General features: G+C 69.9%; 15 protein-coding genes and 1 pseudogene. 9 read left to right on the top strand and 7 right to left on the bottom strand.

The genetic code is table 11. The annotated features are described in order from the left end of the window. Positions 1-30 precede the first annotated feature (30 nt). Positions 31-1,116, top strand: coding sequence for a TrmB family transcriptional regulator (locus NO889_RS09120; protein ID WP_256411949.1), 1,086 nt, complete (start codon positions 31-33; stop codon positions 1,114-1,116). Positions 1,117-1,159: 43 nt separating this feature from the next. Here the strand turns inward: NO889_RS09120 and NO889_RS09115 are convergent, their stop codons facing one another. Then, positions 1,160-1,651 (bottom strand): CBS domain-containing protein, encoded by a 492-nt coding sequence (locus NO889_RS09115; RefSeq protein ID WP_256411948.1) that lies wholly within the window; start codon positions 1,649-1,651, stop codon positions 1,160-1,162. 201 nt (positions 1,652-1,852) lie between these two features. On the opposite strand from NO889_RS09115, the gene NO889_RS09110 reads away from it, so the two are divergent. After that, a complete protein-coding gene (locus NO889_RS09110) occupies positions 1,853-4,213 on the top strand; it encodes an amino acid permease (protein WP_256411947.1) in 2,361 nt (786 codons plus the stop codon). 273 nt (positions 4,214-4,486) lie between these two features. Here NO889_RS09110 and NO889_RS09105 read toward each other — a convergent pair whose 3' ends face one another. Beyond that, entirely contained in the window at positions 4,487-5,401 is a 915-nt protein-coding gene (locus NO889_RS09105; protein WP_256411946.1) for a serine/threonine-protein kinase RIO2, read from the bottom strand. A gap of 172 nt (positions 5,402-5,573) precedes the next feature. On the opposite strand from NO889_RS09105, the gene NO889_RS09100 reads away from it, so the two are divergent. After that, on the top strand, positions 5,574-5,996 hold the full coding sequence (locus tag NO889_RS09100; RefSeq protein ID WP_256411945.1) for a hypothetical protein: 423 nt from the start codon (positions 5,574-5,576) through the stop codon (positions 5,994-5,996). A 34-nt stretch (positions 5,997-6,030) separates the two neighbouring features. On the opposite strand, the gene NO889_RS09095 is transcribed toward NO889_RS09100, so the two are convergent. Beyond that, positions 6,031-7,740 carry a GMC oxidoreductase gene (locus NO889_RS09095; RefSeq protein WP_256411944.1) on the bottom strand — a complete coding sequence of 570 codons (1,710 nt, stop codon included), beginning with the start codon at positions 7,738-7,740 and terminating at the stop codon, positions 6,031-6,033. A 204-nt stretch (positions 7,741-7,944) separates the two neighbouring features. Between NO889_RS09095 and NO889_RS09090 the strand changes: the two genes are divergently transcribed. The 6 genes from NO889_RS09090 to NO889_RS09065 all read left to right on the top strand — a co-directional run bounded on the left by NO889_RS09090 (position 7,945) and on the right by NO889_RS09065 (position 12,598). Next, complete coding sequence (locus NO889_RS09090) at positions 7,945-8,532, top strand: hypothetical protein (RefSeq protein ID WP_256411943.1); 588 nt, start codon at positions 7,945-7,947, stop codon at positions 8,530-8,532. A gap of 59 nt (positions 8,533-8,591) precedes the next feature. After that, positions 8,592-9,485, top strand: a complete 894-nt coding sequence (locus NO889_RS09085) for a lipoate--protein ligase family protein (RefSeq protein ID WP_256411942.1) — start codon at positions 8,592-8,594, stop codon at positions 9,483-9,485. Positions 9,486-9,537: 52 nt separating this feature from the next. Then, positions 9,538-10,413, top strand: a complete 876-nt coding sequence (locus NO889_RS09080; protein WP_256411941.1) for a deoxyribonuclease IV — start codon at positions 9,538-9,540, stop codon at positions 10,411-10,413. Positions 10,414-10,497: 84 nt separating this feature from the next. Then, the gene (locus NO889_RS09075; protein WP_256411940.1) at positions 10,498-10,944 is read left to right on the top strand and encodes a hypothetical protein; all 447 of its coding nucleotides are present in this window, start codon (positions 10,498-10,500) and stop codon (positions 10,942-10,944) included. Between the two features lie 41 nt (positions 10,945-10,985). Next, positions 10,986-11,792 carry a class I SAM-dependent methyltransferase gene (locus tag NO889_RS09070; protein WP_256411939.1) on the top strand — a complete coding sequence of 269 codons (807 nt, stop codon included), beginning with the start codon at positions 10,986-10,988 and terminating at the stop codon, positions 11,790-11,792. A 77-nt stretch (positions 11,793-11,869) separates the two neighbouring features. Then, entirely contained in the window at positions 11,870-12,598 is a 729-nt protein-coding gene (locus tag NO889_RS09065; protein WP_256411938.1) for an SDR family NAD(P)-dependent oxidoreductase, read from the top strand. A gap of 467 nt (positions 12,599-13,065) precedes the next feature. Here NO889_RS09065 and NO889_RS09060 read toward each other — a convergent pair whose 3' ends face one another. From NO889_RS09060 to polX, 4 genes and pseudogenes are all read right to left on the bottom strand, one after another. Further along, positions 13,066-14,220 (bottom strand): pyridoxal phosphate-dependent aminotransferase, encoded by a 1,155-nt coding sequence (locus NO889_RS09060; RefSeq protein ID WP_256411937.1) that lies wholly within the window; start codon positions 14,218-14,220, stop codon positions 13,066-13,068. A 144-nt stretch (positions 14,221-14,364) separates the two neighbouring features. Beyond that, entirely contained in the window at positions 14,365-15,039 is a 675-nt protein-coding gene (locus tag NO889_RS09055) for a DUF7095 family protein (RefSeq protein WP_256411936.1), read from the bottom strand. A 71-nt stretch (positions 15,040-15,110) separates the two neighbouring features. Then, positions 15,111-15,659: pseudogene (locus NO889_RS09050) on the bottom strand (Mut7-C RNAse domain-containing protein). After that, positions 15,660-17,414: a DNA polymerase/3'-5' exonuclease PolX gene (gene polX / locus NO889_RS09045; protein WP_256411935.1), complete on the bottom strand. Its 1,755-nt coding sequence runs from the start codon at positions 17,412-17,414 to the stop codon at positions 15,660-15,662. Positions 17,415-17,838: the final 424 nt, after the last annotated feature.

Below are 17,838 nucleotides of genomic sequence, written 5' to 3'. Positions count from 1 at the left end.
GTATAAGTGCCGCGTCGCCCCGTCCCAGGTATGGACGACCGAACGCTCGCCGACCTCCTCCGTCGATTCGGCCTCTCCGAGAAGGAGACCGACACGTACCTCACTCTGCTCGAGTACGGCGAGGCGAAAGCCAGCACCGTCGCCGACGCCGCCGGCGTCTCGAAACGCTACGTGTACAGCGTGAGCGAGTCGCTCGCCGACCGCGGGTTCGTCGAGGTCCACGACCACGCCGTGCCGACGACGATCCGCGCGAACCCCCCCGAAGAGGTGATAGAGCGGCTCCGGTCGGACGCGGACGCGATCCGACCCGGCCTCGAGGAGCGGTACTCGCGGGCGGAGCGCGAGACGGAACAGTTCGAGGTGGTCAAATCGCGCGTCACCGTGATCAAGCGGATCCGGTCGCTTCTCGAGGGGGCCGACGCGGAGCTGACGCTGTCGCTTCCCGCGAAGCACCTCACCGCGGTCCGGGGCGCGCTGGCGGACGCGGTCGACCGCGGCGTCCTCGTACTGCTCGTCGTCACGGACGTCGAGGACGCCGTCGGAGTTCGCGACGCGCTCGGGGAGACGGCGGGGATCGATCCGGACCTCGGGGGGATCGCGAGCGTCGTCCGGACCTGGGGCGAGGCGATGCCGACGATCCTGACGATCGACACCGGGAGGGGGCTGATCGCGCCACCCGAGCTGTTGCGGCGGTCCGACTCCGACCGGCAGGCGATCGTCTTCGCCCAAGAGCAGCTCTCGCCCGTCATCGTGGGGGCGTTCCTGGGGAACTACTGGCCCGCCGCGACCGAGGTGTCGCTCTCCGGTCCGGCCGCGCTCCCGGCCGAGTACGAGGACTTCAGACACGCGGTGTTTCAGGCCACGCTTCACCGTCGAGAGGGTGACGCCGTCCGCGCGACGGTCGCGGGCAGGTGGATCGACGAGGACGCCGAGCCGGTGGAGGTGAGCGGTCGCGTCCGCTCGGTCAAGCAGGCGATGGTCGAACCGACGAACAACGAGTTCCCCGTCGAGAACTCGCTCACTATCGAGACCGACGAGGGGCCGGTCTCCGTCGGCGGGCAGGGCGCGTTCGTCGAGGGCGTCGAGGCGGAGCTCACCCGGTTGGAACTCGAGTGAGGTGACGCGTCCGCGAGCCGTCTACGGGGCGGACGACCGCTCCTCAGAGTCGCTCGTCCCGGAACGCGCGGATCACGTCCTGACGCGCGACGAGCCCGACCAGAACGCCGTCGTCGTCGACCACGGGCAGGCGGTTGATGTCCGGATCGTCCCCCGAGAGGAGGTCGAGCACCTCCTCGACATCGGTTTGCGGCGTGATCGTCGCGGGGTCGGCGGTCATCACCTCCGAGATGGGGCGGTCCGCGTTGCGGACGAGGTCGATCCCCAGATCGAGGTCCCCCCACGGCGGTTTCACCTGATACGTGAGGGTGTCGACGAACGGCGGGAGCCCGATCGGGATCCACAGCGTCTCCTCTTCGGGTTCGAACAGATCGACGAGGTCGGACTCGGTGACGACGCCGACGACCCGGCCGTCCTCGTCGACGACCGGGAACCCGGAGAACGGGTTGCGAGCGAACTTGTGGAAGACGTCGCTCACGTCGGCGTCCGGGGAGACCGTCTTCACGTCCTCGACCATCAGGTCGCGTGCGTTCATACCGACCCCTCGCGGCCACGGGTGGTAGGCGTTACGACCGGCGGGACGGGCGTGCTGCGGGCAGGGTTTCGGCGGGCCGTCGGGCGGAGGGGTTCGGCGGACCGTCGGGCGGGGGTACGGGCCGACGGTGAGACGGACGGATTCCCTCGACGGGGGATCGAACCCCGCCGTTTTTTACGCTCGAAAGACGCGGTGGGGCGCATGGTAGAGCACACACGAACGCTGGATTTCAAGGTGGCTTTCGCCATCGGGCTGGGGACGATGATCGCGGCGGGCATCTTCTCGCTGTCCGGGACCGCCGTCTACCGCATCGGCTCCAGCGCCGTCATCGCGTTCGTGCTCGCCGCCGTCGTCGCGGGCATCACCGCCGCGGCCTACTCCGAGTTCGCCTCGGTATACTCCGAGAACGGCGGGGGATATCTCTTCTGTTCGCGCACCTTCGAGGAGTTCGACCGCTTGAAGTACGGGGTCGGGATATCGCTGTTCCTCGGATACAGCGGAACGACGGCGTTCTACCTCGCCACGATGGACGAGTGGTTCTTCAGGTTCGTCCTCCCCGAGTCGCTCCAGGTGCTCCCCCACGGCACCGTGGGCGTGCTCACGGCGGTGGTCCTCGGCGTCCTCAACGCGCGGGGGACCGAGGAGTCCGGACTCTTCCAGCTGATCGTGACGAGCGCGAAGGTCGGCGTCCTGTTCGTGTTCGTCGCCGGGGCGATCCTCTTCGTCGGTGCCGGCGACGCCGCGACGACGTTCGCGACCGGGTTCCAGGCGGAGCCCGTCGGGATCGTCTCCGTGGCCGCGCTCGCGTTCATCACCTTCTTCGGCTTCTCCGCCATCGCGGCGAGCGCCGGCGAGATCATCGAACCGCGTCGGACCGTTCCCCGCGCGATCGGCGCGAGCATCCTCACCGTCACGGTGCTCTACGCGCTGGTCATCGTGGCGATGGTGAACGCGCCGGTGGCTCGCGAGGTGCTCGCGCAGGGCGAAACCGCGATGGGAACCGTCGCGGCGTCGTTTCTCGGCCCGTGGGGGCAGCTCCTCATCGTCGCCGGCGCGGTCTTCTCGATGGTGTCGGCCTCGAACGCCTCCATCCTCGCCGCCAGCGGCATCGGGTCGCTGATGGGCCGACAGGGACACGGGCCGCGTCGGTTCGCTCGCATCCACCCCGACTACCGGACCCCGTTCTGGAGCGTCTCGGCCGTGATCGGGACCATCGTCGCGCTCATCGTCGTGTTCATCACCCTGCTCTCCGAACACGGCCTGCTCGGCGTCGGGGTGCTCGGACTCAACCCGCTCACCGGGTTCGCCACGTTCAATCTCCTCGTCCCGCTCGCCGTCGTCAACGCCACGCTCGTCTACTCGCGCCGGAAGTTCCCGGAGATCGAACGCGGCTTCCGGATGCCGCTCGTGCCGGCGTTACCGATCGTCGGGATCCTGGCGAACCTCGCGTTGATATCGAACCTCCCGCCCGTCGGCGTCGGCATCGGCGTCCTGGTCGTGCTCGGTCTCCTCGCCGCGTATCTCGTCTGGGGCGGGGCACCACACGTCGAGGAGCTCGTCGAGGAGGTCGTCTCGCCGCACATTCCGATGAGAGCCAGCGGCGAGGAGCCGCCCGCGGAGAGCGGGGCGACGACGAACGGAGACGAGACGGGCGACGGCCGGTTTCGGATCCTCGTCTCCGTGGCGCGCCCGAATCGCGTCGTGCCGTACGTCAAACTCGCCGAGCGGATAGCGAGAGGGACCGACCGCGAACCGGTCGTCCAGGTGTTGAACGTCACGCACATCCCTGAACAGACGCCGAACGAGATGGTCCGCGAGACGGCCCAGGATCGGATCGAGCGGATCGACGACCTGCTCCGCGACGCCGACGCGGAGATCGGCGTCGAGTACACGGTCGAGGGCCACGTCTGTCAGGACGTCGCGTTCGACATCCTCCAGACCGCCCGCGACGACGGGGCCGACCGCATCCTGATGGGATACCCGGAGGAGCACCAGGACATCGCCGAGACCGTCGAGTACGAGGCCCCCTGCGACGTGTTCTTCACGAGCAACGTCGACGCGATCGACGATCTCACGACGATCAACCTCGGCGCGGGCGGGGGGCCACACCACACGGCGTTGCTGCCGTTCATCAACCGTCTGGGAAGCGAGGGCGCGGAGATCCACGTCATCAGCATCGACCCGCAACGCGACGGGAGCGCCGAGCCCGTCGAACGGACGGTCGGCGCCCTCACCGACGTCGAGTCCGTCTCGGTCCACAACGTGACCGCCGAGACGATCGCGGAGGGGTTGGTCTCGACCGCGGAGCGGAACGGGGGGCTCTTGTTGATCGGCGCGACCCGCGACCGTCGACTCCGGCGGTGGGTGTTCGGGAGTACCCCCGATCGGGTCATCACGCTGGCTCGGGGGGCGGACGTCCCCGTGTTGGTGTACGCGGGGACGAGCGACGTCTCGGGCCGCATCGAGGACTACCTCTATCCCGTCTACCGATACCTCCGACGTCATCTCGTGAAGCAGCGCCCGTTCGGATCCGGCCCCGACGCGTCGAACGAGGCGACCTGACCAGGGGAGACGAGCGACACCGGGCGGAACCGCGTCGCCGCCGGCCGGCGGTCACCCCCGGCCGTCGACCGTCGCCTCACGAACGTCCGTCGGCCCGTACGCCACCGTACCGATTCGAAGCATAAGACGTCTGACATCCTCGAACAGTGCTCGCTGCGTCCACCGAACGCCCTCGACCTTCGACGTATCACTCGCTTGTTGAACGGGCGGCGTTCGACGGTCGCACCGGCCGTGGAACCGGTACCAATCTAATTTTCTATCGCGGAATATAGTTTATACACTGTCGAACGCCCGCACCGTCTCGAAGGAGCCGTCGGCGATCGCGGCGGCGATCGCGGCGGTATCGGCGTCGCGATCGATCTCATGGGGGTACTTTCGACCGAAGTACCGGAGGAGGTTGGCCACGTCGCGTTCGAGGAACTCGCGGGCGTTCGCGTGGTCGGTCGGAACCGCCTGTGGCCAGTCGAACACGGTGACCCCGTCCTCGGCGACGGCGACGTTGTGTTCGGACACGTCGGCGTGGATCCAGCCGAGTTCGTGGGCGGTCACCAGTTCCCGATAGATCAGATCGAGGACGCCCGTCGCCTGCTCCGGTTCGAGCTTGGCGCGGGCGAGCTCGACGCCGGCGAACTTGTCCATCACGATCGCGTGGCGGTTGTGATCGACCGGACGGGGAACCGACACGTCGGGATACAGCGACTCCATCGCCTCGTACTCGCGTTCGGCCGCCTTGCGCGCGGTGTACATCCAGGAGACGTGGTCGCGGTCGGCGGTGTACTCCCGCTCGCGGTTGACCGCCCGGAAGTTGGTGTACCCCTCCCGGTGGTACTTCAACGCGAGAGGTTTGAACGACTGGACCTCGTAGACGTCGCCCTCCTTGCCGAGCCCGAGCGGTGAGCCGACGCCGTCTATCGTCCCGCGCTCGGAGAACGTCCGAAGCGCGAGCGCGTCGTACCCCTCGAACGTGAGTTGGTACCCCTCGTACTGGATCGTCTTCCGCTCTATCAGCTCCCGGTCGAGACACCGGTCGATCCGGTACTCGATCTCCTCGCGCGTCAGGTCGGCGTAGTCGGGGAGTTTGTCGCGGCGCACCCACTCGGAGAAGCGCATCCCCTGCTCGACGCCCGAGAGGAGATAGAAGTCCTCGGGCTCGAGCTCGGCCATGTCGCCGGCGACGTTGCGTACCATACGGCCCCTACTCCGGGGATTCGTAAAAACGGCCCGCGTTCGATGTGGACAGAGTATAAATTATATTTAGCGATATCAAAAGACTCCGGATCACGATCCGCAACGAGCTGGGGCCTCTCGTCAATCCGTGTGTTCCAGTACCATTACTGGGATCGACGGCGTACCGGTGGGCATGAACCCCCGTCGCTGGACGCCGCTCACCTTCGTCGCGCCTGGGCGCTACGTCGACCGCGACGACCGGTGGGAGGAGTTCGACCTCGAGGAGTGGTCCCGATCGGAGTACGAGTGGACCCAGGACCCGTGGAACGGCGTTCGTGATTTCGCGCGGTACCCGGACGAGTGCGTCGAGGCGGGTCGCGGGGACTGTGAGGACTACACGCTCGTCGCGCTCTCGTGGGCCGTCGCGCACGACCGCGACGGGATCGGGATCGGGTTCTGCTGGAACCTCCCGTACCCCTGGCCCCGGCACGTGATCGCGTTCGACGACGAGCGCGTGTACTCCTCGGGCGAGATCCACGAGGGAAGCGTCGCGGAGTGGCGGGAGGGATCCCGGTACTCGTTCGTGCTCGAACGTCGCGTCCGCGACCCGACGTGAGATCGAGTTCGGCGTGCCCGACCAGCACCATCGATCAGAAGTGTCGCTCGAGGATCTCCTCGCCCGTCCGAGCCGCGAGCGCCTGCCCCGTGTTCGTCGGGTTGGCGCCGCCGACGCCGTTCGCGAGCGCTGAGTGGTCCGCCACGAACAGACGGTCGACGTCGTACGCCTCGCACGCCTCGTCGACCACCTTCCCCATCCGCATCGTGCTGTGAACGTGGAGTGCCGTCGGCGGGGAGTCGGAGCGGTGGACGTGGGATGCGCCCGCCTCCCGCAGGACCTCCGCGGCGACCGCCGCCAGCTCGTCCCGTCGCCGTCGGTCCCCCTCGCTCGGCTCGTAGTTGACGATCGGGATCGGGCCGTGCTCGTCCGCGATCCCCGGCGCGACGCTCACCCCGTTTCGTTGATGGGGTCGATCGTCGCTCACGACGAGTATCTGTAGCATCCGGCGGTAGTCGGAGAGCAGGCGTTTGAGATCTCCCCCGGCAAGCCGCCCCATCGTGTCCCAGGGCGCGTCGGCGGGATCGTTCAGGAACGAGAACCCCGACGCGCTCGCGCCGAAGCCGAGGATCGCCCCGATCCCAGGCGCGGTGCCGACCGTCTGGAGCATTCCCACGCCGGGGTAGTCGAGGCGGGCGGCGATGTCCTGGCCGTGGTGTTGGTCGACCGTGTCCTTCCCGATCGTCTCATCGAGGTCGTCGCCGTCCCACAGCCCCATCACGTTGTCGCCGAAGTGGATCGTCAGCCCGCGACCGACCCAGCCGTTGTCGGGGAGGTCGGCGTTGAGCCAGAGCCGGGGGGTCTCGATCGCGCCCGCCGCCAGCACCACCACTTCGGCGTCCACCCGCTCGGTCGTCCCCGACCACGTGTCCCGGAACTCGACGCCGGTGGCGGTCGGAACGTCCCCCAGCCCCTGCTCGGTGATCACGTCGGTGACGAAGGCGTTCGGCCGGATCGTGGTGTTGCCGGTGCGTAACGCCGCGGGCACGAAGCTCACGTTGCTCGCCCGCTTGGCCTTCTCCTCGAAAGGTGCGCCCAGGGGATGCGGGTTTCCGGCGATGTTGCCGAGCGCGAGGGTGTCGCCCTCGATGTCCGGATAGGTGAACTCGCCGTCGTAGTCGCCGTCGACGTGGAGCTTCTCGTCCGGCCGTTTGATCGCGTTCGGCTGCGGACGATAGCCCGGTTCGGTGACGTTCAGGTCCTCTATCAGGTCCCAGCCCGCCGCCTCCGCCCCGCGGAAGAACAGCTCCTCTTTAGCGGTGACGGGCGCGGGTGCGACCTCGCACATCTCCTCGACCTCCCGGTAGTAGGGAACCAGGTCGGCGTACTCGATCGGCCAGTGGCCCTGCTCGTCGATCGACGCCGGATACGCACGGGGGTGACAACCGGTGTAGTGGAGAGTGGTGCCGCCGACGCCGGCACACTGGAGGATCGCGCCGTCGCCGGGGAACTTCCGGAACCAGAACCCGCGCTCGTGGTCCGCCGGCCCGAACACGAGGTTCGTTACCATCTCGAACTCGCGGGTGGTGAACTGCTCGTCGAGGAGGTCGCCGCTCAGGTCCTCGACGCTCGAGGAGGCCTCACCGCCGGGCTCCTCGTGGGGGGCCGGCCACTGCTCGTTGCCGTGGAACGGCCCGGCCTCCAGCACCAACACCGACAGCCCGGCCTCGGCGAGCTTCCAGGCGGTCACCGGCCCGTCCCCGCCCGCACCCACCACCACCGCGTCGTACTCGTCCGCGACCATGCGTGCTCACCTCGGGTCGTCCGCGTCCGCCCCGATCGGCCCCCTCATTCGGGACCGTCAGCACGGACGGGGACCATGTGGACGTGTCGCACGGATTCGGATTAAACGTTTTGACGAGCGAGCGGCGTTCACGACGCGCTCCGTGCCGGTCGCCGCGACGAGCCGAGGGCGGCGATCTGACATCTAGAATTAAATAGTTTCGTCATGATTGTCAACTATGCGCACGCCACGTTCGACCGTCGGATCCACGGTTCGTCACCGCCCGCCCCGATCTCGACCGCGACCGCGCCGTTCGATCCCGGGCTGATGCCGGGGATCAACCTCTGGGAGGTCGTCCGGGTTCCCTTCGACGCCGTTGTGAAGGGGTATCGACAGCTGCGAAAGGCGCTGTTCACGGCGTCGCGGCCGTCCGGCGAGTACTTCGTCGTCGACCGAACCGTCCCGGAGCTCGAACGCGACCTCGGCGGGTTCAGCTTCGCGCCCAACTGGGAGTTCTCCTACTACACGCGCGGCGAGGTCCTGAACCTCGCCCGCGTGGTGTACGAACGCGACTCGGCCGAGGGGACGACGTACCGCTGGTGGCAGACGCACCTCCGCGGCTGGCGCGACGACGAGGGACGGATCGAGCTCCACGCGCACTGGGAACTCGAGCCCACCGAGAACGGTAACCCCCACCTCGACGGCGTCGGCTACGACCCCGACCGCGGCATGGAGCGGCTGGAGTCGTTCCTCGAGAAGGCCGACATCGAGTACGAGTCGCGGACGATCGAGACGGGCAGCGACGGACACTGACGGCCGCGCTGCCGACCGCGAGCGCAACCGCTTTCGGCTCGCCGCGCCGACGGGACGACATGACCGCGCCGGCAGGCGAGTGGCGGCTGATCCGCGAGGAGCGTCGACCGGGACCGATGCAGATGGCGCTCGACGAGGTCGCGGCCGAGACCGCGAGCGAGGGCGGGCCCGCCACCGTCCGGACCTACCGCTGGGACCCGACCTGTCTCACGCTCGGCTACGGGCAGGACCCCGACACGGTCGACTGGGAGGCCTGTGAGCGCACCGGCGTGGACGTCACCCGCAGACGGACCGGCGGCGGCGGGATCGTCCACGACTCCCACGGCGATATCGCCTACTCGATCGCCGTCCCCGCAGAGGACGTGCCCGGAGACCTCCTCGACGCCTATCACCTGCTGTGTGAGCCGATACTCGAGGCGTTCGCCCGGCTCGGGATCGACGCCGACTACGTCGACGAGGCGGTCCCGGAGCTGTACCACCCGGCCTGTTACCTCCGGGAGCTTCACCCCGCGCACGACGTGGTGGCCGCGGGGCGGAAGATCGCCGGGAACGCGCAGTACCGCACCCGCGAGGCGGTGGTCCAGCACGGCTCGCTCTCCTACTCGGTCGACGCCGAGGCTCACCTCGCCGCGTTCGACGACCCGCCGGTGGATCCCGAGACGTTCCGCGGTCGCGTCGTCGGGATCGACGAACTGGCCGACGTCGACCGCGAGGAGGCGGTGGGGGCGGTCGAGGAATCGCTCGGGTCGTGGGTCGAGGCGGGGATCGAGGCCGAAACGGGGATCGAGGCCGAAACGGGGGCCGGGACCGGAGACGGCCAGTCGGACGGAATCGGGTCGCTCGACCGGGACGGCTCGTGGACCGACGCCGAGCTCGACCGTGCGCGCGAACTCGCGGAGGAGCGGTACCGCGACGACGACTGGGTTCGGTCCCCGCCTGGCGACCGGAAGTGACCCGGTCGCCGGCTTCCGAAGCGGCTTTTCCCCTCGGCCGCCTACCGACCGTATGAGCCTGAAGATCGGCGCGCACGTCTCGATCTCCACGTCGAGGGCGTCCAACGATCCCGAGACGCCCCCGCACGGGAACATCGCGAACGCGGTGTTCAGACAGACGCAGTTCGGCGGCAACTGCGGACAGATATTCACCCACTCCCCGCAGGTGTGGGAGGACCCGAACATCGACGAGGCGGAGGCGGAGCTGTTCCGCGAACACACCGAGCGCGACCTCGACGGGCCGTGGGTCATCCACACCTCCTACCTCGTCAACCTCTGTACGCCGAAGGCGGGGCTCCGCGAGAAGTCGCTGGAGTCGATGCAACGCGAGGTCGACGCCGCCGCCGCGTTGGGGATCCCGTACGTGAACGTCCACCTCGGAGCCCACACCGGCGCGGGCGTCGAGGGCGGGCTCGACAACGCGGCGAGCGTCATCGACGACGTCGACGTCCCCGAGGGCGTGACGATCCTCGTCGAGAGCGACGCGGGCGCGGGGACGAAGCTCGGCGGCGAGTTCGAACACCTCGCGGGCGTCATCGACCGGACGGAGACCGACGTCGACGTCTGTATCGACACCGCCCACGCGTTCGCGGCCGGCTACGACCTCTCGACGGCCGAGGCGGTCGACGAGACGGTCGCGGAGTTCGACGACGTGGTGGGGCTCGACCACCTGAAGTGTATCCACCTCAACGACTCGAAACACGCCTGCGGCACCAACAAGGACGAACACGCCCACGTCGGCGAGGGGCTCATCGGCGAGGAGGGGATGGAGCGGGTGATAAATCACCCCGACCTCACGGACGTCCCGCTCGTGTTGGAGACGCCGACGGAGGACGGCAAGAGCTTCGCGTGGAACATCGAGCGCGTCCGGGAGCTCCGCCACGAGTGAGTCGGGAGGCACGGCGGAGACGAGGAAGGTCGAGGACGCCCGTCTGACGCGTTTTTAAGTCCGTTCGACGTGTGAACGCGGCCCATGACGACCACGAAGGCGCTGCTGTTCGGTCGCGGGCGCGAGCGGGCGGTCGGGCTCGTGGTCGGATTCACCGTCGCCGTGGGGGTGGTGGCGGCAGCGACCCTCGTCGCGAGCGCGGTCGACCACCGGACCGTGGCGATCCTCTCGGCGCGGACGCTTCCGGTGGTGATGGTGTACGCACCCGCCCCGATCGCCGCCGTCGGCGCGTACGCCCGCTGCGGCGGCCCGGCCTGTCTGGCGGTCGGCGTCGTCCCGGTCGTCGTTCTCGGGACGCTCCTCGCGGTCGCGAGCGCGCTCGGCGTGCCGGGCGTCGACGGCGGCGCGTGGATCGCCGATCTCATGGGCTCGTTTCTGGCCGGTAGCGTCGCGAGCGCGTTCGTCGGCTTCTGTGCGGGCGTCACCGCCGCGCTGGTCGCCGACCTCGTCGGCGTCGGGTCGGACGAGTGAGAATCCGGCCGCTTAATCCCCGCCGCCGCGAACGGGGCGGCGTGAGACGGTTCTCGGCCGAGTACCTCGAGTTCACCCGTGAAGGGATGTGGGCCGACGGGCGCGAGGCACTCGCGGACTGCTCGCTTCCCGACCGCGAGCGCGTGCTCGACGTCGGCTGCGGCACGGGCGAGTTCACTCGCGTGCTCGCCGAGGAGGCCGGGCCGGACGCGACCGTGATCGGCGTCGACGCCGATCCGGACCTGCTCGCGGTCGCTCGCGGGGAGACGGCTGCCTCCTACGCCGCCGGCGACGCGACCCGACTGCCGCTTCGGGACGACGCGGTAGACCTCGCGGCCTGCCAGGCGCTTCTGATCAACCTGCCGGAGCCGGCGCGGGCGGTGCGGGAGCTCTCGCGGGTCTCGACCGACCTCGTCGCGGCCGTGGAGCCGAACAACGCCGAGGTGGCCGTCGCCTCGACGGTCGAGGCCGAGGCCGACCTCGAGCGGGAGGCGCGGGAGGCGTACCTCGCGGGCGCGGCGACCGACGTGGCGCTCGGCGACCGCGTCGAGTCGCTGTTCGCGGACGCCGGGCTCGTCGACGTCCGAACCCGACGGTACCTCCACGAGAAGCGGACGGCCCCGCCGTACGCCGATCTCTCCCTCGAGTCGGCCGCCCGGAAGGCGTCCGGCGCGGGCCTGGAGGACCACCGCGAGGAGCTTCAAGCGGCCCTGTCGCCGGCGGCGTACGACGACCTCCGCGGCCGCTGGCGGGAGATGGGTCGCGACGTGGTCTCGGCGATGCGCGAGGGCGAGTACGAGCGCGTCGAACTCGTCCCCTTCGAGGTGACGGTGGGCCGGGTTCGGTAGGTCATGAACCGTCGCACCTCGATCCCTCCCTCGCCGGGTCCGGAAGGACGAAGTCGCTCGGCTCGGACAGGAGAGACATGCCAACCGCAGTCGTGACGGGGTCGTCGCGGGGGATCGGTCGCGGGATCGCGCTTCGGTTCGCCGAGGACGGCTACGACGTCGCCGTCAACTACCACACGAGCGAGGCGGCCGCCGAGTCGGTCGCGGCCGAGATCCGGGATCGCGGGCAGGAAGCGGTCGTCGTCGGGGCGGACGTCTCGGATCCCGAGGCCGCCGCGCGGCTGATCGAGACCGCCGCCGACGCGTTCGACGGCGTCGACCACGTCGTCAACAACGCCGGGATCGACCAGCACGTGTACACCGAGAACCTGGATCCGGCTGACTTCGACCGGGTCATGGACGTGAACGTCAACTCCGCGTTCAACGTAACGAAGGCGGCGCTGCCGCACCTCCGCGACTCCGCGGACGACCCCTCGGTCACGAACGTCTCCTCCATCCTCGCGCACACCGGCGCGCCGATCGAGTGTCACTACGCCGCCTCGAAGGGGGCGCTCGTCTCCCTCACCCGCAGCCACGCCGCCGACTTCGCACCCGAGGTACGGGTGAACGCGATCGCGCCCGGCCACGTCGAGACGGACATGACCGGCGACCGGACGCCGGAGGAGGAGCGCGAACAGCTCGAGGCGATCCCCGTCGACCGCTTCGGTCGACCCGAGGACATCGCGGAGGCGGCCGCCTACCTCCGCGACGCGGGGTTCGTCACCGGCGAGACGCTGAACGTGAACGGCGGCGAACTGATGAACTGACCTAGGAAAAGGAGGACCGTTGGAGTCCTCACGGATGGAGACGTGTCGATCCCGATCCGGTCAGTACAGGTGAAGAAGCGGGAGATTCGCGGTGTGGTGGCGCGCCCGGGAGCGGGCCGGCGGCCCGCGACCGGAACGCGAGGGAGTTGCGAGCGCGAACGCGCGAGCAACGAGGTTGGGGAGGCGTGAGGTGCGGGGCGGTAGCGGTCGGGTGGGACTCAAAGGGGCAGTCGTGAGGACGAAGCACGGCGCAGCAAGGACCGAAAGGAGTGAGCGGAGCGAACGACTGAGGACCGCAGCAAGCCGCGCGAGTTCTCACGACTGGGGCTTTGGAGACGTTCTCCGCACCAGCAACGACACCGTTCTCATCACCTTGTTCTCTCACGAAACATCCGTTTTATAAGCACTCGACGTATAACGGCTCTTTCACACGGGAACTCGTTCAAAGAACACACCGGATCCGGGCTTCAGTACGCGTCCAGCCCCGCCTCGATCCGGTCGAACCCCTCCTCGATCCGCTCGGTGGAGTTCGCGAAGGAGAGCCGGAGCCGGCCGGGCGTCGAGTCGCCGAAGCCGTCGCCGGGCGCGAGGACGACACCGTGCTCGCGAAGGAGGAACTTCGCGACGTCGATCGCGGGCGCGTCGAGGCCGGGGTCGAGGTAGGCGTAGAACGCGCCCTCCGGCCGGGGACACGAGAGGCCGTCGATCGCGGCGACGCGGTCGACCACGAGGTCGCGGCGGTCCCGGAAGGCGTCGTACATCTCCTCGTAGGGCTCCTGCGGGCCGGTGAGCGCGGCGATCGCGGCGTGCTGGGCGACGCTCGACGCGCAGGCGGTCGTCGACTCGTGGACGCGGGTCACGTCGTCGATGAGGTGGTCGTCGCCGGCGAGCCAGCCGAGCCGCCAGCCGGTCATGGCGTACCGCTTCGAGCAGGAACCGACGGTCAACACGTGGTCGGGGTGGCCGGTGTAGGCGGCGATCCCCTCGGCGGGGCCGTCGTAGGTGAGCCCGAGGTACACCTCGTCGGCGATCACGTAGGCGTCGTGGTCGGCGGCGGCCTCGACGACCGCCCGGCACTCCTCGGGGTCGAAGACGCGGCCGGTCGGGTTCGAGGGCGTCGTGAGCACGACCGCGGCGGTGTCGTCGCTCATCGCGTCGATGACGCGGTCCGCGTCGAGGTCGAACCCCGTCTCGGCGGGCATCGGGACCTCCCGAAAGGTGCCGTCCGCGAGCGCCGCCTGCGTCGCGTAGTTGGGCCAGGTCGGGCCGGGGACGAGCAGCTCCTCGCCCGGCGAGACGGTCGCGAGGGTGGCCAGGTGGAGCGCCTCCATGCCGCCGACGGTGACGACGATCTCCGAGGGGTCGTGTTCGACGCCGTAATCGCGCGCGAGCGTGTCGCTTATCGCCCGCCGGCAGGCGAGCAGCCCGGCGTTGGAGGTGTAGTGGGTCGCGCCGCCGCGGGCGGCGTCGGCGGCCGCGTCGATCACGTGCTCTGGCGTGTCGAAGTCGGGCTCGCCGACCTCGAGCCGGACGAGGTCGCCGCCCTGTTTCTGTGCGAGATCGTACATCACGCGGATGCTCGATCGGTCCGCGTTCCGGACGCGATCGGTCGGGGTGGGCATACGATCCCCACGCGTATCGGTCCCAAAAGGAGTCGGGTCGCGGAAATCGTCGGGTCGCGGAAATCGTCGGGTCGCGGAAATCGTCGGGTCGCGGAAACACGCCGAACCGGGTCACATCGTGTCGCCGCGCACCGACGACCTCTACTACACCATGTCGCCGCGCACCGACGACCCGTCCTGGTCGGCTCGCTCGGCGGCGAGCGCGTCCGCAACCGCCCCGGCGACGTCGTCGTCGACGCCGAGCGACGAGAGCGCGGCGGGCAGCGTCGGCATCGCGAACGACGCCTCCCGGAGCCGGTCGAGCGCCTCCCCGTCCCGGCGGCCGTCCGCCCACAGACAGACGCCGCGGGGGTCGAGGACCTCCCCGTACGCCTCGCGGGCGAGCGCGCCCTTGAGTCGCTGAGTGACGTTGTCCCCGAAGCTCGCGTTACACACCTCGAAGTGGATCGGGGCGTCGTCGTCGTTGCCGGCGGCGTCCGCGTCGATCCCGGCGAGCAACTCGGCCGCGAGACACTTCTCGGGGGCTGCGTAGCCGTTGTCGCTGGCGCGCACGCGGTCGGGGTTCGCCGCCGCCCACGACGCGCGGACCGTCGATCCGACCCCCTTGATCCCGTACTCGTCCTCGAAGGCCGCCGCGGCGTCCGCGTCGCTGTCCATGAGGACGTCCTTCGTGAGGTAGACGTCGAGCCGGTCGATCGGGTCGAGCCCGAGCGCCACGTCGCCGAACGCCCACACCTCGCGGACGGGGACGGGCATTTCCTCGTCCTCGACGCGGTCGACGATCGCCTCCAGCCGGTCGACGGCCCGCTCCAGTTCCATCGGCCCGCGGTACGGGCGGGTCGGGCATACGGGTTGCGCTCGGGGGCGACGACGGGACGCCCGGCGCCCGGCTACTCTCCCGTGCGGATCCGTGCCACTCGCTCGGCGACCGACGCCCAGTGGCTCCCCTTCCAGAACCACTGGCCGCAGTCTCGACACCGCTAGCGGGGCCGCGATCGGGGGCCGTCGGGGACGTACGACGGGGGGTCGGCCTCCCCGTCGACCCGTTCGAGCGGGCCGTTACAGGAGCCACACCGGGTCGGCTCCGCCGCGACCGACACCGGATGGCCCGCGTCGGCGACCTCGCGGAGCTGATCGAGCACGTCGCGTTCGGTCAGGAGCAGCGAGTCGTCGGCGCGGGCGGCGAGCTCGCGGTCGCGGGTGACCAGGAGCCGGTCCTCGGCGGTCGCGCGCGCCGCGATCCGGTCGTCGTCCTCCATACCTTCCTCAAGGGCGTACGCCGCGTCGTACCCGCAGATCCGGAGGTAGGTCGCGAGCGTGCCGCACATGACGTCGACGAGGACGCGGGGGCGGGCGGGCTCGCCGGCGCGGCCGGAACCGGCCTCGGCGGCGGAGTCGGAATCGGGACCACCCTCGGCGTCGGGACTGGAGCGACCCATCTACCCGAGGAACTCGCGAAGCTCGTCGATCGGGTACGCGTTGAGCACGTCGGCGGCCTCCGCCCAGCCGCGGCGGGCGGTGTGGACGCCGTATCGGGCGTTGTCCAACTCGCGGGGCGAGTGCGCGTCCGTGTTCACCGCGACCGTCGCGCCCGCCTCGACCGCGGCGCGAACCGCGGAGCCGTCCGCGTCGAGCCTGGCGGGGTTCGCGTTCACCTCGATCGCGACCCCCTCGCGGGCGGCCGCGGCCGCGACCGCCTCCACGTCCGGATCGAGCCCCCGCCGCTCGTTGATGAGCCGGCCGGTGGGGTGCCCGAGGACGTCGACCTCGGGGTGTTCGACCGCCCGCACGAGCCGCTCGGTGGCGGCGTCGGCGTCCGCGTCGAGCGCCGAGTGCGGCGAGGCGACCACGACGTCGAGGTCGGCGAGCATCGCGTCGTCGGGGGTGATCGCCCCGTCGGCGTCGATGTTCGCCTCGATACCGTGAAGCACCTCGATATCGGCGTCGACCGCGTCGGCCGCCTCCGCGACCGCCGCCGCCTGCTCCGCGATCTCGGCCTCCTCGAGCCCGACGTCCCCGAACACCCCCGGCCCGGCGGCGTGGTCGGTGACGGCGTGGTACTCGTGGCCGCGGTCGGCCGCGGCCGCGATCATCTCTCGGATCGTGAACCCGCCGTCGGACCAGTCGGTGTGGGTGTGGAGGTCGCCGCGAGGGTCGTCGAGGTCGACGAGGTCCGGGAGCGCCCCCGCGACCGCGGCCGCGACCTCCCCGGTGTCCTCGCGAAGCTCCGGCGGAACGTACGCCATGTCGAGCGCGTCGTACACCCCCGCCTCCGTCTCGCCCGCGACCCGCTCGCCGACTCGTTGACCGGCGTCCGGATCCTCGACGTCGCTCACGTCGAAGAGGCCGTACTCGTTGAGCTTGAGGCCGCGGTCGATCGCGTGGTTGCGGACCGCGACGTTGTGCGCCTTCGACCCGGTGAAGTACTGGAGGGCCGCGCCGAACTCCGCGTCGGCGACGACCCGCAGGTCGACGCGAGTGTCGTCCGCGCGGACGCTGGCCTTCCCGGTGCCGGCCTCGATGGTCGCGTCCGCGGCCGGCCAGTCGACGAAGGCGTCAACGACCGACCCGCCGTCGTCGCTCGCGACGAGCAGGTCGATATCGCCGATCGTGTCCTTCCACCGGCGGATCGATCCGCACACCTCGACGCGGGAGGCGTCCTCGAGTTCCGCGAGGTACGCTACGGCGTCGTCGGCGACCGGGCGGGCGTCGCCGAGGCGCGTCCGCTTTCGGGACTCGCGCGCGAAGGGGAGGTTCGCCAGGATCGACTCCTCAGTCTTCGCGCCGAACCCCTTCACCTCGCGGATCTCGCCCGCCTCGGCGGCGGCTTCCATCTCGTCGAGCGTGGCGATCCCGAGTGCCTCGTACAGCGTCCCGACGGTCTTCGGACCGACGCCCTCGATCGCGGTCAGCGCCCCGATCTCGACCGGCAGCTCCGCCCGGAGCTCCTCGAGTTCAGCGATCTCGCCCGTCTCGACGTACTCGACGACCTTCGCGGCGATGGCGTCGCCGACGCGGTCGATCTCGCTCACCGCGTCCTCGCCCTCCGCCGCCAGGTCCTCGATCGGGGTCGGGTGCTCGCGGACGTTCTCGGCCGCGCGGCGGTACGCCGTCGGCTTGTACTCGACGCCCGTCGCCTCGAGTCGGTCCGCGAACTCCTCGAGGAGGGACGCGACCTCGTCGTTCCGGCTCATTCGACGAACCGTTCGGCCGGCCGGGTCTTATACTGTCGGCCGGATGGCCGAATGAACCGCTCAGTACAGGTGAAGCGATGAGTGATCAGATATCGCGATGGCGCGCCTCCGAGCGCCCGGAGGGCGCGAGGAGCCCGCGAGGGACGCGGCGAGCGAAGCGAGCGGCAGCGAGGCGCTACGCGCCTCTGGCAGCCGGACGTAGTCCGGCGACGAGGCTGGGGAGGCGTGAGGTGCGGGGCTGTGCGGGGTGGGTGGGACTCAACGGGGCAGTCGCGAGGAGGCCGTAGGCGACACAAGCACCGCAACGAGGGAGCGATAGCGACCGAGTGAGGAGCGCAGCAAGCGTACGGCCTCCTCGCGACTGGGGCTTTGGAGGTGTTTACCGTGTCGGCAACTGCGTATCGCCGAGCGACTGGGGCTTTGG

It is taken from the genome of Halorubrum rubrum (assembly GCF_024494685.1).
Classification (GTDB): Archaea; Halobacteriota; Halobacteria; order Halobacteriales; family Haloferacaceae; genus Halorubrum; species Halorubrum rubrum.
Note: the sequence above shows the minus strand (reverse complement) of the source record. Positions and strands in the feature narration are given on the sequence as shown.

Coding starts and splice junctions, on each gene's coding strand:
- NO889_RS09105 (WP_256411946.1), bottom strand. CDS start 5,401: ATGGTACGCAACGTCGCCGGCGACATGGCCGAGCTCGAGCCCGAGGAC.
- NO889_RS09060 (WP_256411937.1), bottom strand. CDS start 14,220: ATGCCCACCCCGACCGATCGCGTCCGGAACGCGGACCGATCGAGCATC.
- NO889_RS09065 (WP_256411938.1), top strand. CDS start 11,870: ATGCCAACCGCAGTCGTGACGGGGTCGTCGCGGGGGATCGGTCGCGGG.
- NO889_RS09115 (WP_256411948.1), bottom strand. CDS start 1,651: ATGAACGCACGCGACCTGATGGTCGAGGACGTGAAGACGGTCTCCCCG.
- NO889_RS09085 (WP_256411942.1), top strand. CDS start 8,592: ATGACCGCGCCGGCAGGCGAGTGGCGGCTGATCCGCGAGGAGCGTCGA.
- NO889_RS09120 (WP_256411949.1), top strand. CDS start 31: ATGGACGACCGAACGCTCGCCGACCTCCTCCGTCGATTCGGCCTCTCC.
- NO889_RS09110 (WP_256411947.1), top strand. CDS start 1,853: ATGGTAGAGCACACACGAACGCTGGATTTCAAGGTGGCTTTCGCCATC.
- NO889_RS09090 (WP_256411943.1), top strand. CDS start 7,945: ATGATTGTCAACTATGCGCACGCCACGTTCGACCGTCGGATCCACGGT.
- NO889_RS09075 (WP_256411940.1), top strand. CDS start 10,498: ATGACGACCACGAAGGCGCTGCTGTTCGGTCGCGGGCGCGAGCGGGCG.
- NO889_RS09080 (WP_256411941.1), top strand. CDS start 9,538: ATGAGCCTGAAGATCGGCGCGCACGTCTCGATCTCCACGTCGAGGGCG.
- polX (WP_256411935.1), bottom strand. CDS start 17,414: ATGAGCCGGAACGACGAGGTCGCGTCCCTCCTCGAGGAGTTCGCGGAC.
- NO889_RS09055 (WP_256411936.1), bottom strand. CDS start 15,039: ATGGAACTGGAGCGGGCCGTCGACCGGCTGGAGGCGATCGTCGACCGC.
- NO889_RS09100 (WP_256411945.1), top strand. CDS start 5,574: ATGAACCCCCGTCGCTGGACGCCGCTCACCTTCGTCGCGCCTGGGCGC.
- NO889_RS09095 (WP_256411944.1), bottom strand. CDS start 7,740: ATGGTCGCGGACGAGTACGACGCGGTGGTGGTGGGTGCGGGCGGGGAC.